The organism is Sphingomonas sp. CCH15-F11, from assembly GCF_001557005.1.
Lineage (GTDB): Bacteria > Pseudomonadota > Alphaproteobacteria > Sphingomonadales > Sphingomonadaceae > Sphingomonas.
The window spans coordinates 1-17,848 of the sequence record NZ_LSKG01000086.1 but is presented as its reverse complement, the minus strand read 5'-3'; the positions used below and the strand labels follow the sequence as shown (position 1 = coordinate 17,848).

The window sequence follows — 17,848 nt, the reverse complement described above, 5'->3', positions numbered from 1 at the left end:
CTCAACGGACATAGGGACTGAACCTTGCGGTGAGAGAGACGAGCAAGCGCGCCGGCGGCGGTTCGGGATCGAACGAAAGCGCCCGGTCGCGCGGCACGGCGTACAATATGTCGAGCGACAGCAGCCCGGGCAGCTGGACGTTCACGCCGCCCCCGAACGAGGTGAGCGTCCGTTCCGCCTCCGTCGTGCCGCTGTCGAGGTTCCACAGCCACACGGCGTCGGCAAAGGCGAGCAGGCGGATCGCGACCGGGAGGTCGAGCGGCAGGCGCGCCTGGATTTCACCGCGCACCGCGGCGGCGCGGTCGCCCGCATTCGATCCGGGATCGTAACCGCGCCCGATCGCCAGGTTGCCGATCGTGAACTCTTCCAGATTGAGAAGCGGGTGGTTCGCCCACTGCCCGCGCGCGCTGCCCAGCACCGAGAAGATCGGGCCGGCCGCGATCTCCGCATTCGCCGCGCCGCGCACCACGGTCGCCTGCGGGTCGCCCTCGAACCGCGACAGGCTCGCGCCGTCGGCCCGGATTTCCCCGGGACGCGACGCGCCGAGAATCGCGACGCCCTTGCGCACCTCGACGCTAGTCACGAGGTTGAACAGCGTGCCGGCAAGGGGGTCGGGCACGCGATAGCTGCTGTCCAGGCGTGCGTAGATGATGCGCAGTTTGTCGGTATTGAGCGGCGACACGGTCGGTCCGCCGAACACGCGCGTGCGCTGGTCGAGCCATTCCGCCCCCAGCCCGATCGCCGCGTTCGCGCGCACCGAACGCAGCAGCGGCCGGGTCACGTCGACGCCGACGATCAGCGATTCGGATCGCAGGTCGAGCGTATCGAGGTCGGGGCGCGACCAGGCATAGGTTCCCCGCAGCCCGATGGTCGTCCCTGCCCCATCGATTCCAGTCGTGTAGCCGAGCTGGACCAGCTGCTGCGAATCGAAATCGAGCGAGCTTGACGCGACCGCGTAGAGCACGTCGCTGCCGGTGAGCACGCCGTAAAGCTCGCCGCGCAGGTACCCGGTTTCCCGCCCCAGCTGGCGCGCGCCGTAATTCTGGACGTTGCCATAGACAGCAAAGGCGCTGCTCTGGATCAGCAGATCGCCGATCACCTCGCCCGGCCCGGTGCCCGCCGGCCGCAGCGAGAGCTGGATGTCGAGCCCCGGCGCGTCGCCGGTCAGCAGCAGCAGCCGCTCGATATCGGCTTCACGCAGCGGATCGAGCGCCCGGATTCGGGCGATCTGGCGCTCCAGCAACGCCCGGTGCGGACCCGGTTCGCCGCGCACCCGAACTTCGCTGATCCGGGCGAGCACGACCGCCAGCTGCAGCTCGCCAGTCGCCACCTCCTGCGGCGGGATCTGGACCGACGCGATATAGCCGCCGCGCCGCAGCTGGGCATTGGCACGATCGCGGATGATGCAGACATTGCTGATCGGCTGGTTGCCGGTGGCGGGCAGATCGACCTGATCGAGCAGCTGCTGGATTTCGGCCGGTATCGCGGGTCGACCGACGGGCATGAAGCGCACACGATTGATATCGATGCGCAGCGGCGAATCGAGCAACGGACAGGCCGGGCTGTCGATGCTCTCGCGCGCATCCACCCGCGCACGCGACGGCGCACGTTCGGGCACCGGCACCTGGAGCTGGTCGCGCGTCGGCACCGACGATTGCGGAACGGGAACCGTCGTCTGGGCCAGCGCCGGGGACGCAAGCCACAAGCTGAACAGCGCCGCCATTCGACACGCGTTCATCATTCCCCCTGTTCAGCGTGGGTGACACCCGATTTCGACCATGGCGCGCGAGCCCCATCTGCTCATGGTCGATTGCTGGGCCGGACAGTGATCCTGTCCGCTCCCCGGGTCAACCCGAAACGCGCGCGTTTTGCGGCGTAACGCGTGCCGCGCCTCACCGTGTCGGTGACGGTCTTCCGCCTTTGCGGGCGCGATCGACCGGTCCGCCCTTGCGCCTGGCGGGGGTCAACATCACTTTCCCATTCCGGAAGCCGCGATTGATCGTTAAGCGACCCCATCCGCCCGCGCCTTGTGCATTCAACCGATACCTGCCCACGACCTGGAACCCAACAATGACCGAATTCGCCACCATGGAAGCCCTGGCCGAAGCCAAGGGGCTGTTCCTCCAGAAGGTCACCTGGGTGCACCATTGGACGCCCGGACTGTTCAGCTTCCGGGTCGAGCGGCCGCAAAGCTTTCGCTTCACGTCGGGCGAGTTCGTGATGATCGGTCTGGCGGGCACCGACGGGCGGCCGCTTCTGCGCGCCTATTCGATCGTCAGCCCGGCGTGGGAGGATCACCTCGAATTCTTTTCGGTCAAGGTCGCCGACGGCGCACTGACCTCGCGCCTCCAGCACCTTCAGGTCGGTGACCATATCCTGATGGGGCGCAAGACCACCGGCACGCTCGTCGCCGACGCGCTGGAACCCGGCAAGCACCTGATGATGATCGGCACGGGCACCGGCCTTGCACCGTTCATGTCGATCCTGCGCGATCCCGAGACGCATGAACGTTTCGGCCACATCGTCGTCGCGCACACCGTGCGCCAGAAGGAGGAACTCGCCTACAGCGAATTCCTGGGCGAGGAGATCAAGAATGACGAGATCTTCGGCGAGATGCTGCGCGACCGCTTCACCTATTACCCGACCGTCACGCGCGGCGCGTTCCACACACAGGGCCGCATCACCGACCGCATCCGCGACGGCCGGTTTGGCGCGGACATGGGCTTGAGCGAGGCCGAACATGCCGAGGCGCGCTGGATGATCTGCGGGTCGATCGCCTTCAATGCGGAGATGATCGGACTGCTGGAGGGCATGGGACTGCGCGAAGGGACGCGCAGCAACCCCGGCCAGTTCGTGGTCGAGCGCGCGTTCGTCGGCTGATCCGCGAACGCGCGCGCCGGTCCCGGCGCCGCCGGGTCAGAAGTTGACCCGGCCGATCAACCCGAAATAGCGATCCGCCTCGCGCGGGATGATGTAGCGGAAGCTGCCGCCCGGCCCGCCCGAGGTGATTGCGCTCGCGAAGCTCTGGTCGAACAGGTTCTTGACCTGGAACGTGACGCGAAAGCGGTCCTTGGCATCGATGATCGACGCGGCGAGATCGACCAGCGCATATTCCTCGATCGTCGTCACCGCGCGGACGGCGGCGCTGGCGTCGAATTGCGACAGTTGCTCGGTCTGCCACGCCGCCTGGCCATTGACGCCGATATCGATCGCGCCGCCGGTGCGGATGCGCCAGTCGCCCGCCACCGATGCCTTCCAGTCGGGCGCATAGGCGAGGCTGGTGCCGTCGGGGACGACGTTGACGACATTGCCGCTGGTCGGAACGCGGAAGCGGTCGACGCGCGCATCGGTATAGGCGACGCCGCCGGAGACGCTGACGTCGCGCGCCGGGCTCCAGAGGAAGTCGAGCTCGCCGCCGCGTGTCGAAATCGTGCCGGCATTGGTGAAGCGGGTGACCACCACCCCTTCGACCAGATCGGGGTTGTTCGCCTGGAAATTCTCGTATTTCGCGTAATAGGCGGCGAGGTTGATGACCAGGCGACCGCCGAACAGGCTGTTCTTCAGGCCGATTTCGTAGCTGTCGGCGGTCTCGGGCTCGATGACGTTGGTGCCGGTCGCGCCGAGGTTGAAGAACACGTTGAACGCCGGGCCCTTGTAGCCGCGCGAATAGGTCGCGTAGGCGACCGATTCGGGCACGATGTCGAACTGGACCCCGGCGCGGCCCGACACGTCGTTGTTCGTCGTCTTGCCGTTGAACGGGCCGAAACTGGCGGCGATGCCGGGACCGGTCAGCGGCGACACACGGCGGTGGAACACCTCGAGCTGGTCATAGGTGTAGCGAAACCCGCCGATCAGCCGCAGCCGCTCGGTCAGGTTCAGCGTCGCCTGGCCGAACAGCGCCAGGTTGCTGAAGGTCGATCCGAACGTTGCCGATCCGTTCGGCCGGGTGATGACCGTACCCGGCGCGGTGCACGGCGTCAGCGTAGTGGGCGCGGGCGTGCGCGTGCAGGAGATGACGTTGCGGGTAAAGGTCCGCTCGGTCTCCGCATTCGAATAGAAGAAGCCGAGCGTGTAATCGATCGTCTCGCCGCCCGGCGACGCCAGCCGGACTTCCTGGGTGAACGTCTCGCCCGTCTGCGGGCCGATGTCGTGCAGCTGCGGGACGCCGACATAGGCCTGGTCCAGCCAGTCGCCGTCGCGAATCTCCTCATTGTCGTACCGCCGCCAAGCGGTGATCGAGGTGACGGTGAGCCCGCCGAGCGTCGCGTCGACCTGAAGCGACGCGCCATAGCTTTCCTCGTTGGTCGCCGTGACCAGGTTCTGATTGACCTCGCGCGTCTCATCGCCGCGCGGTGTCGGCAGCACGTTGGCGGGATTGAGCAGTGCGCCCGCGGCGCCGGTCGGCGCGGTCCCGATCAGCTCGGCGCAGCAATCATCCTTGGCCTGGCGCCAGTCGGCGATCAGCGTGAAGGTCAGGTCCGGGGTCGGTTCGGCGACAATCATGCCGCGCACGCCGTAATGCTCATATCCGTTGACGCGCGTGTTCACCGCGCGATTGAACAGATTGCCTTCGTAATTGCCGTAGAAGCCCGTGAAGCGGCTGGAGATGTTCGCGCCGAGTGGCACGTCCAGCGCGCCGCGCACGCGATATTCGTTGCCCTGGTCGAAGTAGAACGCGCCCTCGACATAGCCGCCGAGCTCATTGCCTGGTCGCCGCGTGACGATGTTGACCACGCCGGCCGACCCGTTCTTGCCGAACAGGGTTCCCTGCGGCCCGCGCAGCACCTCGAGCCGCTCGATGTCGATCAGGTCGCTGAACGCTTCGCCCGCGCGGCTGTAGACGACACCGTCGACGACGGTCGAAACCGACGGCTCGCCCGCGATCGAGAAGGTCGAGGTACCGACGCCGCGCAGGAACAGCGACTGATTGATCGTCGTACCCGATTTGCGGAAATTGAGCGTGGGGACGAGATACTGCGCATTCTCGAGCGAAACCGCGCCCTGGCGGTCGAGCAGATCGCCCGAAACGACCGAGACCGCGATCGGCACGTCCTGCAGCCGTTCCTCGCGCTTCTGCGCCGTGACGACGATGTCGGCCGCGACATTCTCCTCGGCCGGATCAGGCGTATCGGCCTGCTGCGCCCATGCCGGCAACGCGAATATCGTGCAGCTCGCCATCAACGCGGCGGTCCGCGAAAATCCCTTGCGGTTCATCATGACACCCTCCCTTTGCAAGCCATCCGGCCTTGTAAATCCTATTCGTCCGATAGGAATATAGAAACGCTATCGCGCCCTCCAACTGCGCCTACTAGTGCGTCGGCACAATCTCGCGCGCACCGGGCGGGCCGTCCACCGTGCGAATCACCGGCACCAGCAGCTGGATCCACCCGACTGCCAGCAGATAGGATATGGCGGCAAAGCCGAATAGCGGCAGATAGCCGAGCCCGGCCGAAAGCACGAGCCCGGCGACCTTGGCGATCACCAGACCGCCGATATTGCCGCTGAACGCGCCGAACGCGGTCACGCGGCCGACCTTCTCCTGCGGCACGACGTCCGCGATCAGCGCGAACAGGTTGGTCGAGAACGCCTGGTGCGCGGCAAGCGTCAGTGCGATGATCGCGATCGCCAGCGGATAGCTGTGGGCGGTGAGCGCGACCGGCACCGGCAGAACGAGCAGCGCGGCGCACAGCATGATCCCCTTGCGCACCGCGTTCACGCCATAGCCACGCTGGAGCAGGCGGGTCGAGATACCGCCGCCGAGCAGCGATCCCGCCGCTGCGCCCGAATAGGCGATGGCCAGCGGCACGCCCAGCGCAACGCCCGACAGGCCGAACTCGCGATTGAAGAAATCGGGCAGCCAGAACAGCATCAGCCACCATGTCGCATCCGACAGCACCTTGGCTACCGCGATCGCCCAGGTGCGACGCTCGGTCAGGATCGGGCCGTAGCGATCGGGCGTCGCGGCGGCGGACGCTGCCGCCGCCGGTGCGGTGCGCGCCGGCGCGCCGAGACTCAAGCCGCGGGTCGCAACCAGCCAGATGCCGGCCCACAGGATGCCGACCATGCCCGCCGCGACAAAGGTCGCCCGCCAGCCGAAGCTGAGTGCGACTAACGGAATGGCCAGTGGTGCCAGGATCGCGCCGATCGAATTGGCCGCGTTCATGGCGCCATAGCCGCTCGATCTGAGCGCCGGGGGCAGGATGGCGGCGATCGACTTGATGCCGACGGGCGTGCCCATCGCTTCGGTCGCGCCCAGCGCCACGCGGACCATCACGAACTGTACGGTGCTCTGTGCCCAGCCGTGCAGCATCGCGGCGATCGACCAGGCGGCGACGCCGAGCGGATTGGCCCATTTGACCCCCAGCCTGTCCGCGATCCAGCCGGTGAAAAGGAACGCGACCGCCGCCCCGCCCTGAAACCAGGCGGCGAGCGTCCCGTAATCATTGTCGGTCCAGCCGAGATCCTTCGAGATCACGGGCTTCAGCACCGCGATGATCTGGCGGTCGACCAGATTGAGGATGCCCGCGGTGATGACGAGCGCGAAGAGCAGCCAGCGCCGCGCGGTGCTCAATTCGGCATATGTCAACGCGCGCTCCCGCCGCTCGAGGGAGCGCGAACATGGCCTATCCGCCCGCACAGGAAAAGCGCCATCGGCAAAGGACCGGCGCAGGCCAGCCAGGGGTCGCCGGCACGCAGCCCGCGACCGGCACGCTTGCGGATGCTGCGCTGTCGATGCTGTGCCGTCAGGGCGCGGACATATATCCGCTCGCCTCGCCCCCGGTCATGCTGCTTCACCGACGCGAAGGACCTCGCCTTCGCTCCCTTCGTCGACCTGCGCGGATCTGAGCGCGCGCCAGCCGGCATCCTCCATCGCAAAGCGCGAATCGGCAGGACGGCTGAGTCGCAGTCGCTGGTCGAAGGCGTCGAGGTCATAGCCCGGCATCATCGGGGTCCGCATGAAGTCGGTCCAGGCGCGTGCGCTTGCGCCGAAGCTGCGACGGGCTTCGGGAAGCGCGGCATAGCGCCGGGCGGTGGTGTCGAAGCTTTCGGGCGCGCGGCCCGTGACGCGCCGCACGTCGTCGGTCGGCGCGCGGAATGAAAAGGCGCCCTGGGCGTGATCGCGCACCCAGTATCCGAAGCCGCTCAGTTCGTTGGCGGGCACGCCCTGCATGCGCGCAGCCTTCAGGAACAGCCACATCGGCATTTCGACCGCCCGCACCTTGCGCGCGAGCACCCGCGTCAGGATCGCGGCCATGTCGCGCGTCGACAGCAGCTCCGGCCCCGTCGGGCTGTAGCGGCGTCCGCCATGCGTCTCCGGATCCAGCAACGCGGCTGCGGCGACAGCGGCGATGTCCTCGTTAGAGGGCGGCACGATCCTGCGCACCTGTGGCGCTTCGGACGAGGCCGAAGCCGCCGCCTGATCGAGACGCTCGGATTTTCGCGTTCAGCCGCCGGCGAGCGCGGCGCCGAGCACGACCGGGATCAGCGTCGCGGCGCTCGCCCCGATGGCGACGTTGCGATCGCGAACCAGGTTCTGGACGACGATGCCGGCCAGTGCCCAGGCAATGGCACCTGCATAGATGAGCGCCCCCGACGACCATGCCACGATGGTCCCCAGCGCGCCCGCCGCCCCAAGCAGCGCCAGCTGCCAGTCGGTTCGGACCGCAACCCCGCTCCACTTCAGCGTCGAACCCAGGTTCACCCAGGTCGCGGCCGAGATCCACCCGGCGAGAAGCAGAAGCGGTGCTGCGCCGAGCCAGAACGCCCAGCCCGAAAGCGGCCCGGCCACCGCGATCGTCCACACCGCCGCGAGCAGCGTCACGAGTGCGGCCGCGATCAGCCCGACGCTGGTCCAATCGATGTCGCGCCTGGCCACATGCCACTCCCACGCGGTGTTCAGCGTCCACGCGGCCACCGCCAGCCAGCCGAGCGCGCGCATCAGCGGGTCGGACGGGTTGAGCGTGTGCCACACCGCGAAACCGAAGCTCGCGGCAAAGATCACCGCCCAGATGGTGAAGAACGGTGCCCATGGCACGATCGGCAGATGCTGGCGCTCCGACCGTTCGGGCACCGTCTTTTCCCAGCCGCGCAACTGCGGCCAGCTGGCCATGACGGCCTGGGCGAGCGCGGCGACGATCACCAGCGCGACGCGGACAAGATCGAATGGTTCGGTCATGGCAGGCTCCTCAACAGGATGACGGGCCAGAAAAGGACGATGGGAAGGAAGGTCAGCGCCGGACCCCACGGCACGGGCGCGCCCGCGCGCCACGCCGGCAACACGAAGGTCAGCAGCCACGCGGTCTTGTAGATGACCTGGAGCACCAGGACGCCCGCCATTGCACGCGGCCAGGCGAGGCCGACGACCGAACACAGGAGGATGGCGCCCCATAACGCGGCGACGAGCAGCCGCAGCGCCGCCGAATCCGGGACCCCGGGACCGAACACCGCCGCAGTGCCGCGCATGTGCAGCGCGATCACGACGGGCAGCAGGATGAGGATATTGGCCGTATAGGCCAGCCGCAGCAGCGTCTCGCCGTTCATCGGCCACGCGCCTCCCCCACCCCCGGCGACCATCGCGCGAAATGAAACCCGATCATGTCGTCACGCCCTCGCTTTCGATGACACTTGGCATTGGCCGCAGCGTCGCTAGACTGGATCAAGCGTCATAATGCATGAGCGTTAGTTTGGTTCAAGTGATACATGCCTAGGATGGTCGGCACGCCGAACCGCGCGACGGCAAAGCGGCGGGCGGAGCTGCTCGACCGCATCCGCGCCCGCCTTCAAGATCGCGGCGCGGGGCCGGCATCGTGGCGCGACATGGCCGCCGCCGCCGGCGTCAGTCTGTCGAGCCTGACGCACCATTTCGGACGGCGCGACGACGTGATCCGCGCGCTGATGGAGGACGAGAAGAGCCAGGGGGCCGAGCCGCTCGCGGTGATGGCGCGCCCGACCGGCGACTTTGCGACATCGATGCGCGACGCGGTCGGGCATCTGGCCGGTGGTCTGGTCCATGCCGGGCTGGACCGGATGATCGCCAGCGGGCTCGCCGAGGGCCTGGGCCATCCGACCGTCGGGCCCGCATTCGTCGCCAACCTGCTCGAACCGATGATCGAGGCGGCTGAGGCGCGGCTGGAGGCGCATGTCGCGCGGGGCGAGATGCGCGGTGGCGACACGCGCCTCGCCGCGATCCAGCTGATCTCGCCGGTGCTGATCGCGGTGCTCCATCAACGCCCGCTTGGCGGCGCTGCGGTGCGGCCGCTCCAACTCGACGCGTTCGCGAGCGATCACGTCGACAGCTTTGTCCGGAGCTGGGGCCTGCCGCAGTCCTGATGTGCTGAAAACGGTGCGTCCAGCGGATACCCCGCGGTCACGCCTCGGGTCAGCCGACACGCCCGAATATCGGCCCGACAAAATCCGTCGAAATGGCGGGAAGAAATTGGCGCGCCCGGAACGATTCGAACGTCCGACCCTCAGATTCGTAGTCTGATGCTCTATCCAGCTGAGCTACGGGCGCGCGGGAAGTGGGCACATAGAAGGCTGTCGACGGGAGCGCAACCCTGTTGCACGGATAATTTCCGCCGCCTAAGCGCGTGGCCATGCGCGCACAACTCATCCTGGTCGCTCTTGTCGCCCTGACGGCGGGCTGTGCCAAGCGCGCGGGCGACGGCTATCCGTCGCTGCTGCCGCGCGCGATCGAGTCGGCTGATACGGCGGAACCGATGCGCGAGCCCGTGCCTGCGGCGCCCGATCCCGCGCTCGACCAGCAGGTCACGGCCCTCGCGGCACGATTGGACGAAGCGTCGCGCGTCTTTGCCGCCCAGGCAGATCGGGCGGCGCAGCTGGCCGCGGAGGCGCAGGGCGCGGACGCCGGCAGTGAACCGTGGCTGGCCGCGCAGGTCGCGCTGGGCGAGCTTGACGTCCTGCGCGCGGCGACCAGCGGCCTGGTCGCCGATATCGAACGGTCGATCATCGACCGCGCGGCTGCGGGCGCGATGCCCTATCCCGCGCTCCAGTCGCTCTACGAGGATGCGACGCGGCGCGCGGCGGCGGAACGGGCGCGGGTGACCGAGGTCGAAGCGATGCTCGCCACGGCCTGAGACCGGTCGCTTGCCCTAGCGATTCATGTCCGGGTGCAGCGCCAGCAGCACCGGCAGGATCGAGGCATAGTCATCGGTCCATGCCTGGACCCGCTTGCGGTTCGCCAGCGGTTCCCACGGCCCCTCCGCCATCAGGGTCGCCAGCGTCTCGGGATCGCGGGTCAGCACGATCCAGTCGGAAACGGCACCCGCTTCCTCCTCCGCGCCGGGACGATGGATCAGCCGCGCGGCATACCAGTCGCCACCCGCCGCGGTTGCCGTGATCACCGGCGCCAGCGCGAGATAGCGGTTCGAAATGTGGACGAGCAGCGCGCCGCGCCGCGGCAGGACGCGGGCATAGGTCGCGAAGGCCTGGCGCGTCATCAGGTGCATCGGCACCGCATCCGAAGAAAAGGCGTCGAGGACGAGCAGGTCGAGGCTGGCCGTCCGGGTGGCCTCGAGCGACAGTCGCGCGTCGCCGAGCGTGATCTGTGCCGACGGCTGGCAGCGCGACAGGAAGGTGAAGCGGCCGTCGTCGCGCGCCAGTCGCACCACCGCCGGATCGATCTCGAAAAAGCGCCAGTGCTGGCCCGGCCGGGCAAAGCAGGCGAGCGTGCCGGCACCGAGCCCAACCACCCCGATCCGGGCTTCCCGACCATAAAGCTCGGGCGCGGCGAGCAGCGCGCGACCGACGCCCGATCGCGGCAGATAATAGCTGGTCGGCCATCGTTCGCGATCGGCCGATCCGGTCAGCTGGACGCCGTGCAGCGTCGTCCCGTGCGACAGCTGGCGTCGAAAGCCGTCCTGTTCGACCGTGTAGACCCCGAAATAGCTGCGCGTGCGGATATCGCCCTGCCAGCTCAGCCACAGCGACTGGAACCCGCCGAACAGCAGCAACGATCCGGTCAGCACGATCAGGAACGGGATTCGCGTCCCGACGGTCAGCACCCCGATGACGGTCAGCGCGACGAAGGGCAAGCCGGCCTCCGGACCGCCCGCCATGCCTTCGCTCCACCACAGCCCGCCCGCGACGACCCCGGTGACAAGCAGGGCGACGAATGCGGTGCGCAGCGCGACCGCGCGGCGCGATCCCTGCCAAAGCCGGGCGACCGGATCGATCAGCCAGCTTTGCGGCACGAGCGCCCCGGCGGCGATGATCAGCAGCGGATATTCGTAGGTCCAGTCGAAGATGATCGGTGCGATCAGCGCGGCGAACACCCCGCCCAGCGCCCCACCCACCGACATCGCCAGGTAAAAGCCGGTCAACCCGCGCGGTCCGGGACGAAGATCGTACAGCCGGGTGTGCAGCGCGACTGCCACCGCGAACAGCACGCTCAGCGCCATGAGCGCATTGAGGAAGGGCTGCGACGTGCTGCCGCCGATCATCAATCCGCCGAAGATGAGCACGACGACCGGCGCGAATTTGGTGATCGCGTCCGCCACCCCGCGCCGGTCGGCAAAGGCTGCGGTGAAGCTCAGGAGGTAAAGCCCGAGCGGCAGCACCCAGAGCAGCGGGACGGCGACGATGTCGGTGGTCAGGAAGGTGCTGGTCGCCAGCATCAACCCCGACGGCACGGTCGCGAGCGCGATCCACATCAGGATGCGGCGGCGTGTGGGCGGGTGCCCGGCCGCTTCGGCCACGTCGCGCGCCGGCGGCGGCGCACTGGCCATCGGGGCGGCGCGCGCGCGCCAGCCGCAAGCGAGGACCAGCACGATCAGGAGCAGATACCCCGCGCTCCACAGCCGGCTTTGCGCACTGAGCGCCAGTGCCGGTTCGACCAGCAGGGGATAGGCGAGCAAGCCCGCGAAGCTGCCCGCGTTGGACGCGGCATAGAGCGCATAGGGGTCCGCGCCGCCGCTCGCGACGCTGAACCAGCGTTGCATCAGCGGCGCCTGCGCCGACACCGCGAAGAACAGCGGGCCGATCGATGCCAGGAGAAACAGCGGCACCCACAGCACGGGCTCCCCCGCCCCGGCCGGATCGATGCGCGCCAGGCCGATCGGCAGCCAGATCGCGGCGAGCGCCAGCACCGCGAGATGCACGACGACCTGGCGTGCCATCGTGATCCGGCCGAGCGCGTGCGAATAGGCATAACCGCCGAGCAGCAGCGCCTGATAGACGAGCATCGCCGAGTTCCACACCGCCGGCGCGCCGCCCAGCCGGGGCAGCGCCATCCGCGCGATCATCGGCTGGACGAGGAACAGCAGGAACGACCCCAGCAGGATCGTGACCAGGAACAGCCGGCGCGTCGCTGCGCTACCCTGAACCGCAGCGGTGCCCGGCCCGTTCGGCGCGGGCGCCGCCTCCGTCATCGAATCGGTCATTACGTGCCGTTCGCGCCGGCGGCCACCGGACGATCAATCGCATAGACGATCATCGCCGCCTGGGGGCTGTCCGGCGGATAGTCGGGATGGCGGAAGTCGAGGTCGGGACGGCGCACCATGCCCAGCCGCAGCATCAGCCCCCATGACCGGCTATTGCCGATCACCGTCCAGGCCGAAATCCGGGGATGCGGGGTGTTGGCCCAGCCCCAGGCGATGCTCGCCGCCGCGGCTTCGCGCGCCAGGCCGTGGCCCCACCACCGCTCACCGAAGCGCCAGCCGATTTCAAGGTCGCCCATCACCGGCGTGCCGGGATGGCCTCCGATGCGCAGGCCGCACACGCCCGCCAGCTCGCCCGTTTCGCGCAGGGTCGCGGCCCACATGCAATGTCCGTACTTGGCCTGTTGCGCCATCTGGGCATCGATGATCGCGTAATGCCGCTCGGCCGGCACCGGCCCGCCGAAATGTTCCATCATTGCCGGTGTGTTGACCAGTGCGTGGAACACCGGCTTGTCCGCCTCGGTCCAGGGGCGCAGGTGCAACCGTTCGGTCAGGATCACGGGCGCAGCAACCGCGCGGCATGCAACGCGTGATAGGTCAGCACGCCCGAGCAGCCCGCGCGCTTGAACGCCATCAGCGTCTCCAGCACCAGCGCGTCGCGATCCCCCGCCCCGGCGGCCGCCGCGGCCTCGATCATCGCATATTCGCCGGACACTTGATAAGCAAATACAGGTACTTCAAAACGCTCCTTCACCCGGCGTATGATGTCCAGATAGGGCAGGCCCGGCTTGACCATCACGCTGTCCGCGCCCTCGTCGAGGTCCATCGACACCTCGCGCAACGCCTCCTCGGCATTGGCGGGATCCATCTGATAGGTCTTCTTGTCGCCCTGCAGCAGCCCGCGGCTGCCGACCGCATCGCGGAACGGGCCATAGAAGGCAGAGGCGTATTTGGCGGCATAGGACATGATCTGGACATTGACGTGCCCGCCCGCCTCCAGCGCCGCGCGGATCAGGCCGATGCGCCCGTCCATCATGTCGCTGGGTGCGATGATGTCCGCCCCCGCCGCCGCCTGGTTCAGTGACTGGCGCACCAGCACGTCGGCGGTTTCATCGTTGAGCACATAGCCCGCCGCGTCGATCAGCCCGTCATGGCCGTGGCTGGTATAGGGGTCGAGCGCGACATCGGTCAGCACGCCGATGTCGGGCACCGCCGCCTTGATCGCGCGGATCGCCCGGCACATCAGATTGTCCGGGTTGCAGGCTTCCTCCGCATCATCGGTGCGCAGTTCGCGCGGCGTGTTCGGGAACAGCGCCAGACACGCGATGCCCGCGTCGCGCGCTTCTCGTGCCCGATCGACGATCCGATCGACCGACCAGCGCGATACACCGGGCAGCGATGCGATCGGCTCCTCCACCCCCTCGCCCGACGTCACGAACAACGGCCAGATCAGGTCGGCGGCGGCAAGGTGGGTTTCGGCGTGAAGGCGGCGGCTCCACGGCGTGGCGCGGGTCCGCCGCAGGCGCAGCGCGGGATAGTGGCTCATGGCGCCGGGTTGTGCGTCAGCGCGCGGCCAGTGGCAAGCCGCCTCGCCGATCGCGGACGCGCACGCCCGTCGGTCAGGGGTAGTGGCTGACCTCGATACGCATGCCGTCCGGATCCTTGAAAAAGGTCGCGGTGCTGTCGCCGAACGCCTGGATATCGGGCACCTCGAACCCCGCGGCCGCCATGCCGGCGCGCACGGCATGCAGGACGTCGAGCGTCGGCGCGGTGAAGCCGAGATGGTTGAGCCCCGGGCCGTAGCGCGCGTAATCGCGCGTCTCCGGCTCGGCCTGCTTCAGGTCGATATAAACCCCGTCTTCATTGCCCCAGACGTGATCGCGCGACTTGGTGAAGCCGATCAGCCCCAGCATCACGTCATACCAGGGCAGGCTCGTTTCGAGCGAGCGGACCATGATGACCAGATGATCGAGCTTCATGTTTTCCTACCCCAGCCTGGCCAGCGCCGCCGCCAGCCGCTCGGCCTCGGCGGCCTTCTCGGCATGGTCGGCGCGGGCTTTTTCCACCGCCTCGGGCTTGGCCCGCGCGACGAAACTGGGATTGTCCAGCCGGCCGGACAAGGCATCCCGTTCTTTCTGCGCGGCTAGAATTGCTTTCGACAGCCGCGCGCGCTCGGCATCGAGATCGATGATCCCTTCGAGCGGGAGAACATAGGTGGCCTCGTCGACGACAATCTGCGCCGCGCCGCCGGCAGCACCCGTCTCACCGGCCAAATCCACGCGCGCCAGCCGGGCCAGCGCGGCTGCCTGATTGTCGAGCCGCGCCTGCGTGGCGCGATCGGCGTCACGCACGATCATCGACAGCCGCGCGCTGGGCGGCACATTCAGTTCGGTGCGTGCCGCGCGAATTTCGCTGACCAGCCGGATCAGCCAGTCGACCTCACGCCCGGCCTCGGCATCCACCTCGACGCCGTCCACCTGCGGCCAGTGCGCCACGATCAGCTCGCCGTCGCGCGCGCCCAGCGCGTGCCACAGTTCCTCGGTGATGAACGGCATGAAAGGGTGGAGCATCACCAGGATCTGGTCGAGCACCCAGCCGGCGACCGCGCGAGTCTCATCCGCCACGCTCCCCTCCCCGCGCTCGCCCGGCGCGGGGGACAGGACCGGCTTGATCAGCTCCAGATACCAGTCGCAGAAGCGGCTCCACACGAACTGATAGATTGCATTGGCCGCGCCGTCGAAGCGCAGGTCGGCCAGCGCCTGATCCAGCGCGCGCACCGTCGCCACCGTCTCGCCGATGATCCAGCGATTGACCGCCAGAGTGGCGGGCGGCGGCGCGATGCTGCGCGACGCGCCGATCCCGTTCGCCTGGGCAAAGCGCGTGGCGTTCCACAGCTTGGTCGCGAAGTTGCGATAGCCCTCGACCCGGGCGACATCCATCTTGATGTCGCGGCCCTGGCTTTCCATCGCCGCCATGAAGAAGCGCAGCGCATCCGCGCCATATTGGTCGATCAGGCCGAGCGGATCGACGGTATTGCCCTTCGACTTGGACATCTTCTGCCCGTCGGCGGCGCGGACCAGCCCGTGCAGGTAGAGCGTGCGGAACGGCACATCGCCCATGAAGTGCATCCCCTGCATCATCATCCGCGCATCCCAGAAGAACAGGATGTCGAAACCGGAAATCAGCACGTCATTGGGGTAACGGCCGTTCAGCTGGGGCGCGCGCATAGCCCTCTCCCCTTCAGGGGAGAGGGTTGGGAGAGGGGCCTTCCCTGAACCCGCGTCGCTCGCAGCGTCATCCCCTCTCCCCGACCCTCTCCCCTCAAGGGGAGAGGGAGTGTCGCCCGGCCATCCCAACGTCGCAAACGGCCAGAGTGCGGAGGAGAACCAGGTGTCGAGGACGTCTTCATCGCGAGTAAGCGTGACGCCCTCGCCGGCCTCGGCTTGCGCCTCCGCCTCGGTTTCTGCGACGAGAACGCGACCATCTTCGGCAAACCACGCCGGAATCCGGTGCCCCCACCAAAGCTGCCGGCTCACGCACCAGGGCTGGATATTCTCCATCCAGTTGAAGAAGGTCTTTTCCCACGTCTTGGGGACGATCTTGATGCGCCCGTCGCGCACCGCCTCGATCGGGCCCTGCGCCAGCGTCTTGGCGTCGACATACCATTGGTCGGTCAGCATCGGTTCGATCACCACGCCCGATCGGTCGCCGGTCGGCTGCATGATCGTCTTCGCCTCGACCTTGATCATCAGGCCCTCGGCGTCGATGTCGGCGACGACGCGCTCGCGCGCCTCGTAGCGGTCGAGCCCACGATAGGCCTCGGGCACCAGGTTGAGCGCGTCGATCTCCGCCGCGGTAGCGGGCGCGCCCGTCGCAATCTCCTGCGCGCGGGCCGACGCCTCCGCATAGGGTACGCCATCGGCCCGCATGGCGGCGACCTCGTCCATCAGCCGGTACATCGGGATGCCGTTGCGCTGGGCCACGGCATAGTCGTTTTCGTCATGCGCGCCGGTGATCTTGACCGCACCGGACCCAAAGGCCGGGTCGGGATAATTGTCGGTGATGATCGGAATCGCCCGGCGATGCGCACGCGGACCGACCGGAATCTCGCACAGCTTGCCGACGATTGGCCGATAGCGTTCGTCATCGGGGTGCACCGCGACCGCGCCGTCGCCCAGCATCGTTTCCGGGCGCGTCGTCGCGATCGAGATGTAGTTGCGCACTTCATCCAGCGTCACATTGCCATCGGCATCACGCTCGACGTGGCGATATGTCTCGCCGCCCGCGAGCGGATATTTAAAGTGCCACATGTGCCCCTGCACTTCGCGCGCCTCGACCTCGAGGTCGCTGATCGCGGTCTTGAGCGCGGGATCCCAGTTCACCAGCCGCTTGTCCCGGTAAATCAGCCCCTGACGATACAGATCGACGAATACCTTCAGCACCGCCTTGCTGAAGCCCGGGTCCATCGTGAAGCGTTCGTTGGCCCAGTCCATCGAACAGCCCAGCCGGCGCAGCTGGCCGGTGATCTGGCCGCCGCTTTCCGCCTTCCACTGCCACACCTTCTCGACGAACTGCTCGCGCGTGTAATTTGTGCGCTTGTCCTGCCGCTCGTTCAGCTGGCGCTCGACCACCATCTGGGTGGCGATGCCGGCATGATCCGTACCGACGACCCACAAGGCATCCTTGCCGCGCAGCCGCTCATAGCGGACCAATATGTCCTGCAGCGTGTTGTCGAGCGCATGGCCGATATGCAGGCTGCCCGTGACGTTGGGCGGCGGGTTGACGATCGTCCAGGGCTCGGCACCCGGCCGCTCGGGGCGGAACAGCCCGTTCGATTCCCAGTGGGTGTACCAGCGGCGCTCGATCTGCGCGGGGTCAAACGTCTTGGCGAGTTCGGTCATGGCGGCCACGCCATAGCCTGACGGCGCGGCGTGGCAAGAGCGCGGCGTTAGCGCGTCAGCCGTTGCGGCCGGCGATCCGGGCGATTTCGCGCGCCACCATCGCCTCGACCATTTCGGGCAGGTTCGCGTCGAGCCAGTCGCGAAGCATCGGGCGCAGCATGTCGCGCACCAGATCCTCCAGCGTCTCGCCCGCCGGCGATTGCGGCGCGACGATCACGCGCGACAATGCCTCCAGCGAACGGCTGGTCGCGCGTGCCGCCTGATCCGACACGATCGTCGCTGCCGCCGGCGCGGCCGCATCCGCAGGCAGCGGTGCCGCTGTGGCTGCCGCAGCCTCACCGTTCCGGCGCGCATTGACGGAGTCGCTGGCTCCCGCCTTCGTGGGCGCGGGGCGCGGTGCCGCGGGCCTGGCGGCGGGTGGCGGCGCGTGGACTTCCTCGCTCAGTTCGAGGACCGCGTCGTCCGGATCGGCAGCGTTGGTCGGGGCGGCGACGGGTGCGGACTCACCCGCGCCGCGCGGCAGCTTGCGTCCACGCGTGCCACCGGCGG

The 17,848-nt window shown here is 68.0% G+C and carries 15 protein-coding genes and 1 tRNA gene; 3 read left to right on the top strand and 13 right to left on the bottom strand.

Annotated elements, in window-relative coordinates:
- Position 1 precedes the first annotated feature (1 nt).
- Entirely contained in the window at positions 2-1,723 is a 1,722-nt protein-coding gene (locus tag AX709_RS08185) for a ShlB/FhaC/HecB family hemolysin secretion/activation protein (protein WP_066548654.1), read from the bottom strand.
- 347 nt (positions 1,724-2,070) lie between these two features.
- Here AX709_RS08185 and AX709_RS08180 point away from each other — a divergent pair, with 347 nt between their 5' ends.
- A complete protein-coding gene (locus tag AX709_RS08180) occupies positions 2,071-2,880 on the top strand; it encodes a ferredoxin--NADP reductase (protein WP_066548651.1) in 810 nt (269 codons plus the stop codon).
- Between the two features lie 36 nt (positions 2,881-2,916).
- Here AX709_RS08180 and AX709_RS08175 read toward each other — a convergent pair whose 3' ends face one another.
- The 5 genes from AX709_RS08175 to AX709_RS08155 form a co-directional block, all read right to left on the bottom strand.
- Positions 2,917-5,217 carry a TonB-dependent receptor gene (locus AX709_RS08175; protein ID WP_082731686.1) on the bottom strand — a complete coding sequence of 767 codons (2,301 nt, stop codon included), beginning with the start codon at positions 5,215-5,217 and terminating at the stop codon, positions 2,917-2,919.
- A 91-nt stretch (positions 5,218-5,308) separates the two neighbouring features.
- A complete protein-coding gene (locus tag AX709_RS08170) occupies positions 5,309-6,586 on the bottom strand; it encodes an MFS transporter (RefSeq protein ID WP_066548649.1) in 1,278 nt (425 codons plus the stop codon).
- Between the two features lie 195 nt (positions 6,587-6,781).
- The gene (locus tag AX709_RS08165; protein ID WP_156454208.1) at positions 6,782-7,384 is read right to left on the bottom strand and encodes a hypothetical protein; all 603 of its coding nucleotides are present in this window, start codon (positions 7,382-7,384) and stop codon (positions 6,782-6,784) included.
- A 60-nt stretch (positions 7,385-7,444) separates the two neighbouring features.
- Positions 7,445-8,176, bottom strand: a complete 732-nt coding sequence (locus tag AX709_RS08160; RefSeq protein WP_066481744.1) for a hypothetical protein — start codon at positions 8,174-8,176, stop codon at positions 7,445-7,447.
- Positions 8,173-8,541: a hypothetical protein gene (locus AX709_RS08155; protein WP_066481752.1), complete on the bottom strand. Its 369-nt coding sequence runs from the start codon at positions 8,539-8,541 to the stop codon at positions 8,173-8,175. The genes AX709_RS08160 and AX709_RS08155 overlap by 4 nt, the downstream gene beginning before the upstream one ends.
- A gap of 168 nt (positions 8,542-8,709) precedes the next feature.
- Between AX709_RS08155 and AX709_RS08150 the strand changes: the two genes are divergently transcribed.
- On the top strand, positions 8,710-9,330 hold the full coding sequence (locus AX709_RS08150) for a TetR/AcrR family transcriptional regulator (RefSeq protein WP_066548645.1): 621 nt from the start codon (positions 8,710-8,712) through the stop codon (positions 9,328-9,330).
- A gap of 107 nt (positions 9,331-9,437) precedes the next feature.
- On the opposite strand, the gene AX709_RS08145 is transcribed toward AX709_RS08150, so the two are convergent.
- Positions 9,438-9,514: transfer RNA gene (locus AX709_RS08145), tRNA-Arg, on the bottom strand.
- Between the two features lie 82 nt (positions 9,515-9,596).
- Between AX709_RS08145 and AX709_RS08140 the strand changes: the two genes are divergently transcribed.
- A complete protein-coding gene (locus tag AX709_RS08140; RefSeq protein ID WP_066548643.1) occupies positions 9,597-10,097 on the top strand; it encodes a hypothetical protein in 501 nt (166 codons plus the stop codon).
- A gap of 15 nt (positions 10,098-10,112) precedes the next feature.
- Here AX709_RS08140 and AX709_RS08135 read toward each other — a convergent pair whose 3' ends face one another.
- The 6 genes from AX709_RS08135 to AX709_RS08110 form a co-directional block, all read right to left on the bottom strand.
- Positions 10,113-12,401, bottom strand: coding sequence for a fused MFS/spermidine synthase (locus AX709_RS08135; protein ID WP_231727460.1), 2,289 nt, complete (start codon positions 12,399-12,401; stop codon positions 10,113-10,115).
- A complete protein-coding gene (locus AX709_RS08130; RefSeq protein WP_082731684.1) occupies positions 12,401-12,958 on the bottom strand; it encodes a GNAT family N-acetyltransferase in 558 nt (185 codons plus the stop codon). The genes AX709_RS08135 and AX709_RS08130 overlap by 1 nt, the downstream gene beginning before the upstream one ends.
- A complete protein-coding gene (gene hemB, locus AX709_RS08125; RefSeq protein ID WP_066481756.1) occupies positions 12,955-13,944 on the bottom strand; it encodes a porphobilinogen synthase in 990 nt (329 codons plus the stop codon). The genes AX709_RS08130 and hemB overlap by 4 nt, the downstream gene beginning before the upstream one ends.
- Positions 13,945-14,017: 73 nt before the next feature.
- A complete protein-coding gene (locus AX709_RS08120) occupies positions 14,018-14,377 on the bottom strand; it encodes a VOC family protein (RefSeq protein ID WP_066548641.1) in 360 nt (119 codons plus the stop codon).
- A 6-nt stretch (positions 14,378-14,383) separates the two neighbouring features.
- Positions 14,384-17,299, bottom strand: coding sequence for a valine--tRNA ligase (locus tag AX709_RS08115; RefSeq protein ID WP_066548638.1), 2,916 nt, complete (start codon positions 17,297-17,299; stop codon positions 14,384-14,386).
- A 55-nt stretch (positions 17,300-17,354) separates the two neighbouring features.
- A partial coding sequence (locus AX709_RS08110) for a DUF2497 domain-containing protein (RefSeq protein ID WP_066548635.1) occupies positions 17,355-17,848 on the bottom strand: 494 nt, incomplete at its 5' end.

Bases quoted from the DNA above. Each gene is read 5' to 3' on its own strand.
- AX709_RS08150 (WP_066548645.1), top strand. From the start codon at position 8,710: ATGGTCGGCACGCCGAACCGCGCGACGGCAAAGCGGCGGGCGGAGCTG.
- AX709_RS08160 (WP_066481744.1), bottom strand. From the start codon at position 8,176: ATGACCGAACCATTCGATCTTGTCCGCGTCGCGCTGGTGATCGTCGCC.
- AX709_RS08120 (WP_066548641.1), bottom strand. From the start codon at position 14,377: ATGAAGCTCGATCATCTGGTCATCATGGTCCGCTCGCTCGAAACGAGC.
- AX709_RS08155 (WP_066481752.1), bottom strand. From the start codon at position 8,541: ATGAACGGCGAGACGCTGCTGCGGCTGGCCTATACGGCCAATATCCTC.
- AX709_RS08175 (WP_082731686.1), bottom strand. From the start codon at position 5,217: ATGATGAACCGCAAGGGATTTTCGCGGACCGCCGCGTTGATGGCGAGC.
- AX709_RS08140 (WP_066548643.1), top strand. From the start codon at position 9,597: ATGCGCGCACAACTCATCCTGGTCGCTCTTGTCGCCCTGACGGCGGGC.
- AX709_RS08135 (WP_231727460.1), bottom strand. From the start codon at position 12,401: ATGACCGATTCGATGACGGAGGCGGCGCCCGCGCCGAACGGGCCGGGC.
- hemB (WP_066481756.1), bottom strand. From the start codon at position 13,944: ATGAGCCACTATCCCGCGCTGCGCCTGCGGCGGACCCGCGCCACGCCG.
- AX709_RS08180 (WP_066548651.1), top strand. From the start codon at position 2,071: ATGACCGAATTCGCCACCATGGAAGCCCTGGCCGAAGCCAAGGGGCTG.
- AX709_RS08185 (WP_066548654.1), bottom strand. From the start codon at position 1,723: ATGGCGGCGCTGTTCAGCTTGTGGCTTGCGTCCCCGGCGCTGGCCCAG.
- AX709_RS08115 (WP_066548638.1), bottom strand. From the start codon at position 17,299: ATGACCGAACTCGCCAAGACGTTTGACCCCGCGCAGATCGAGCGCCGC.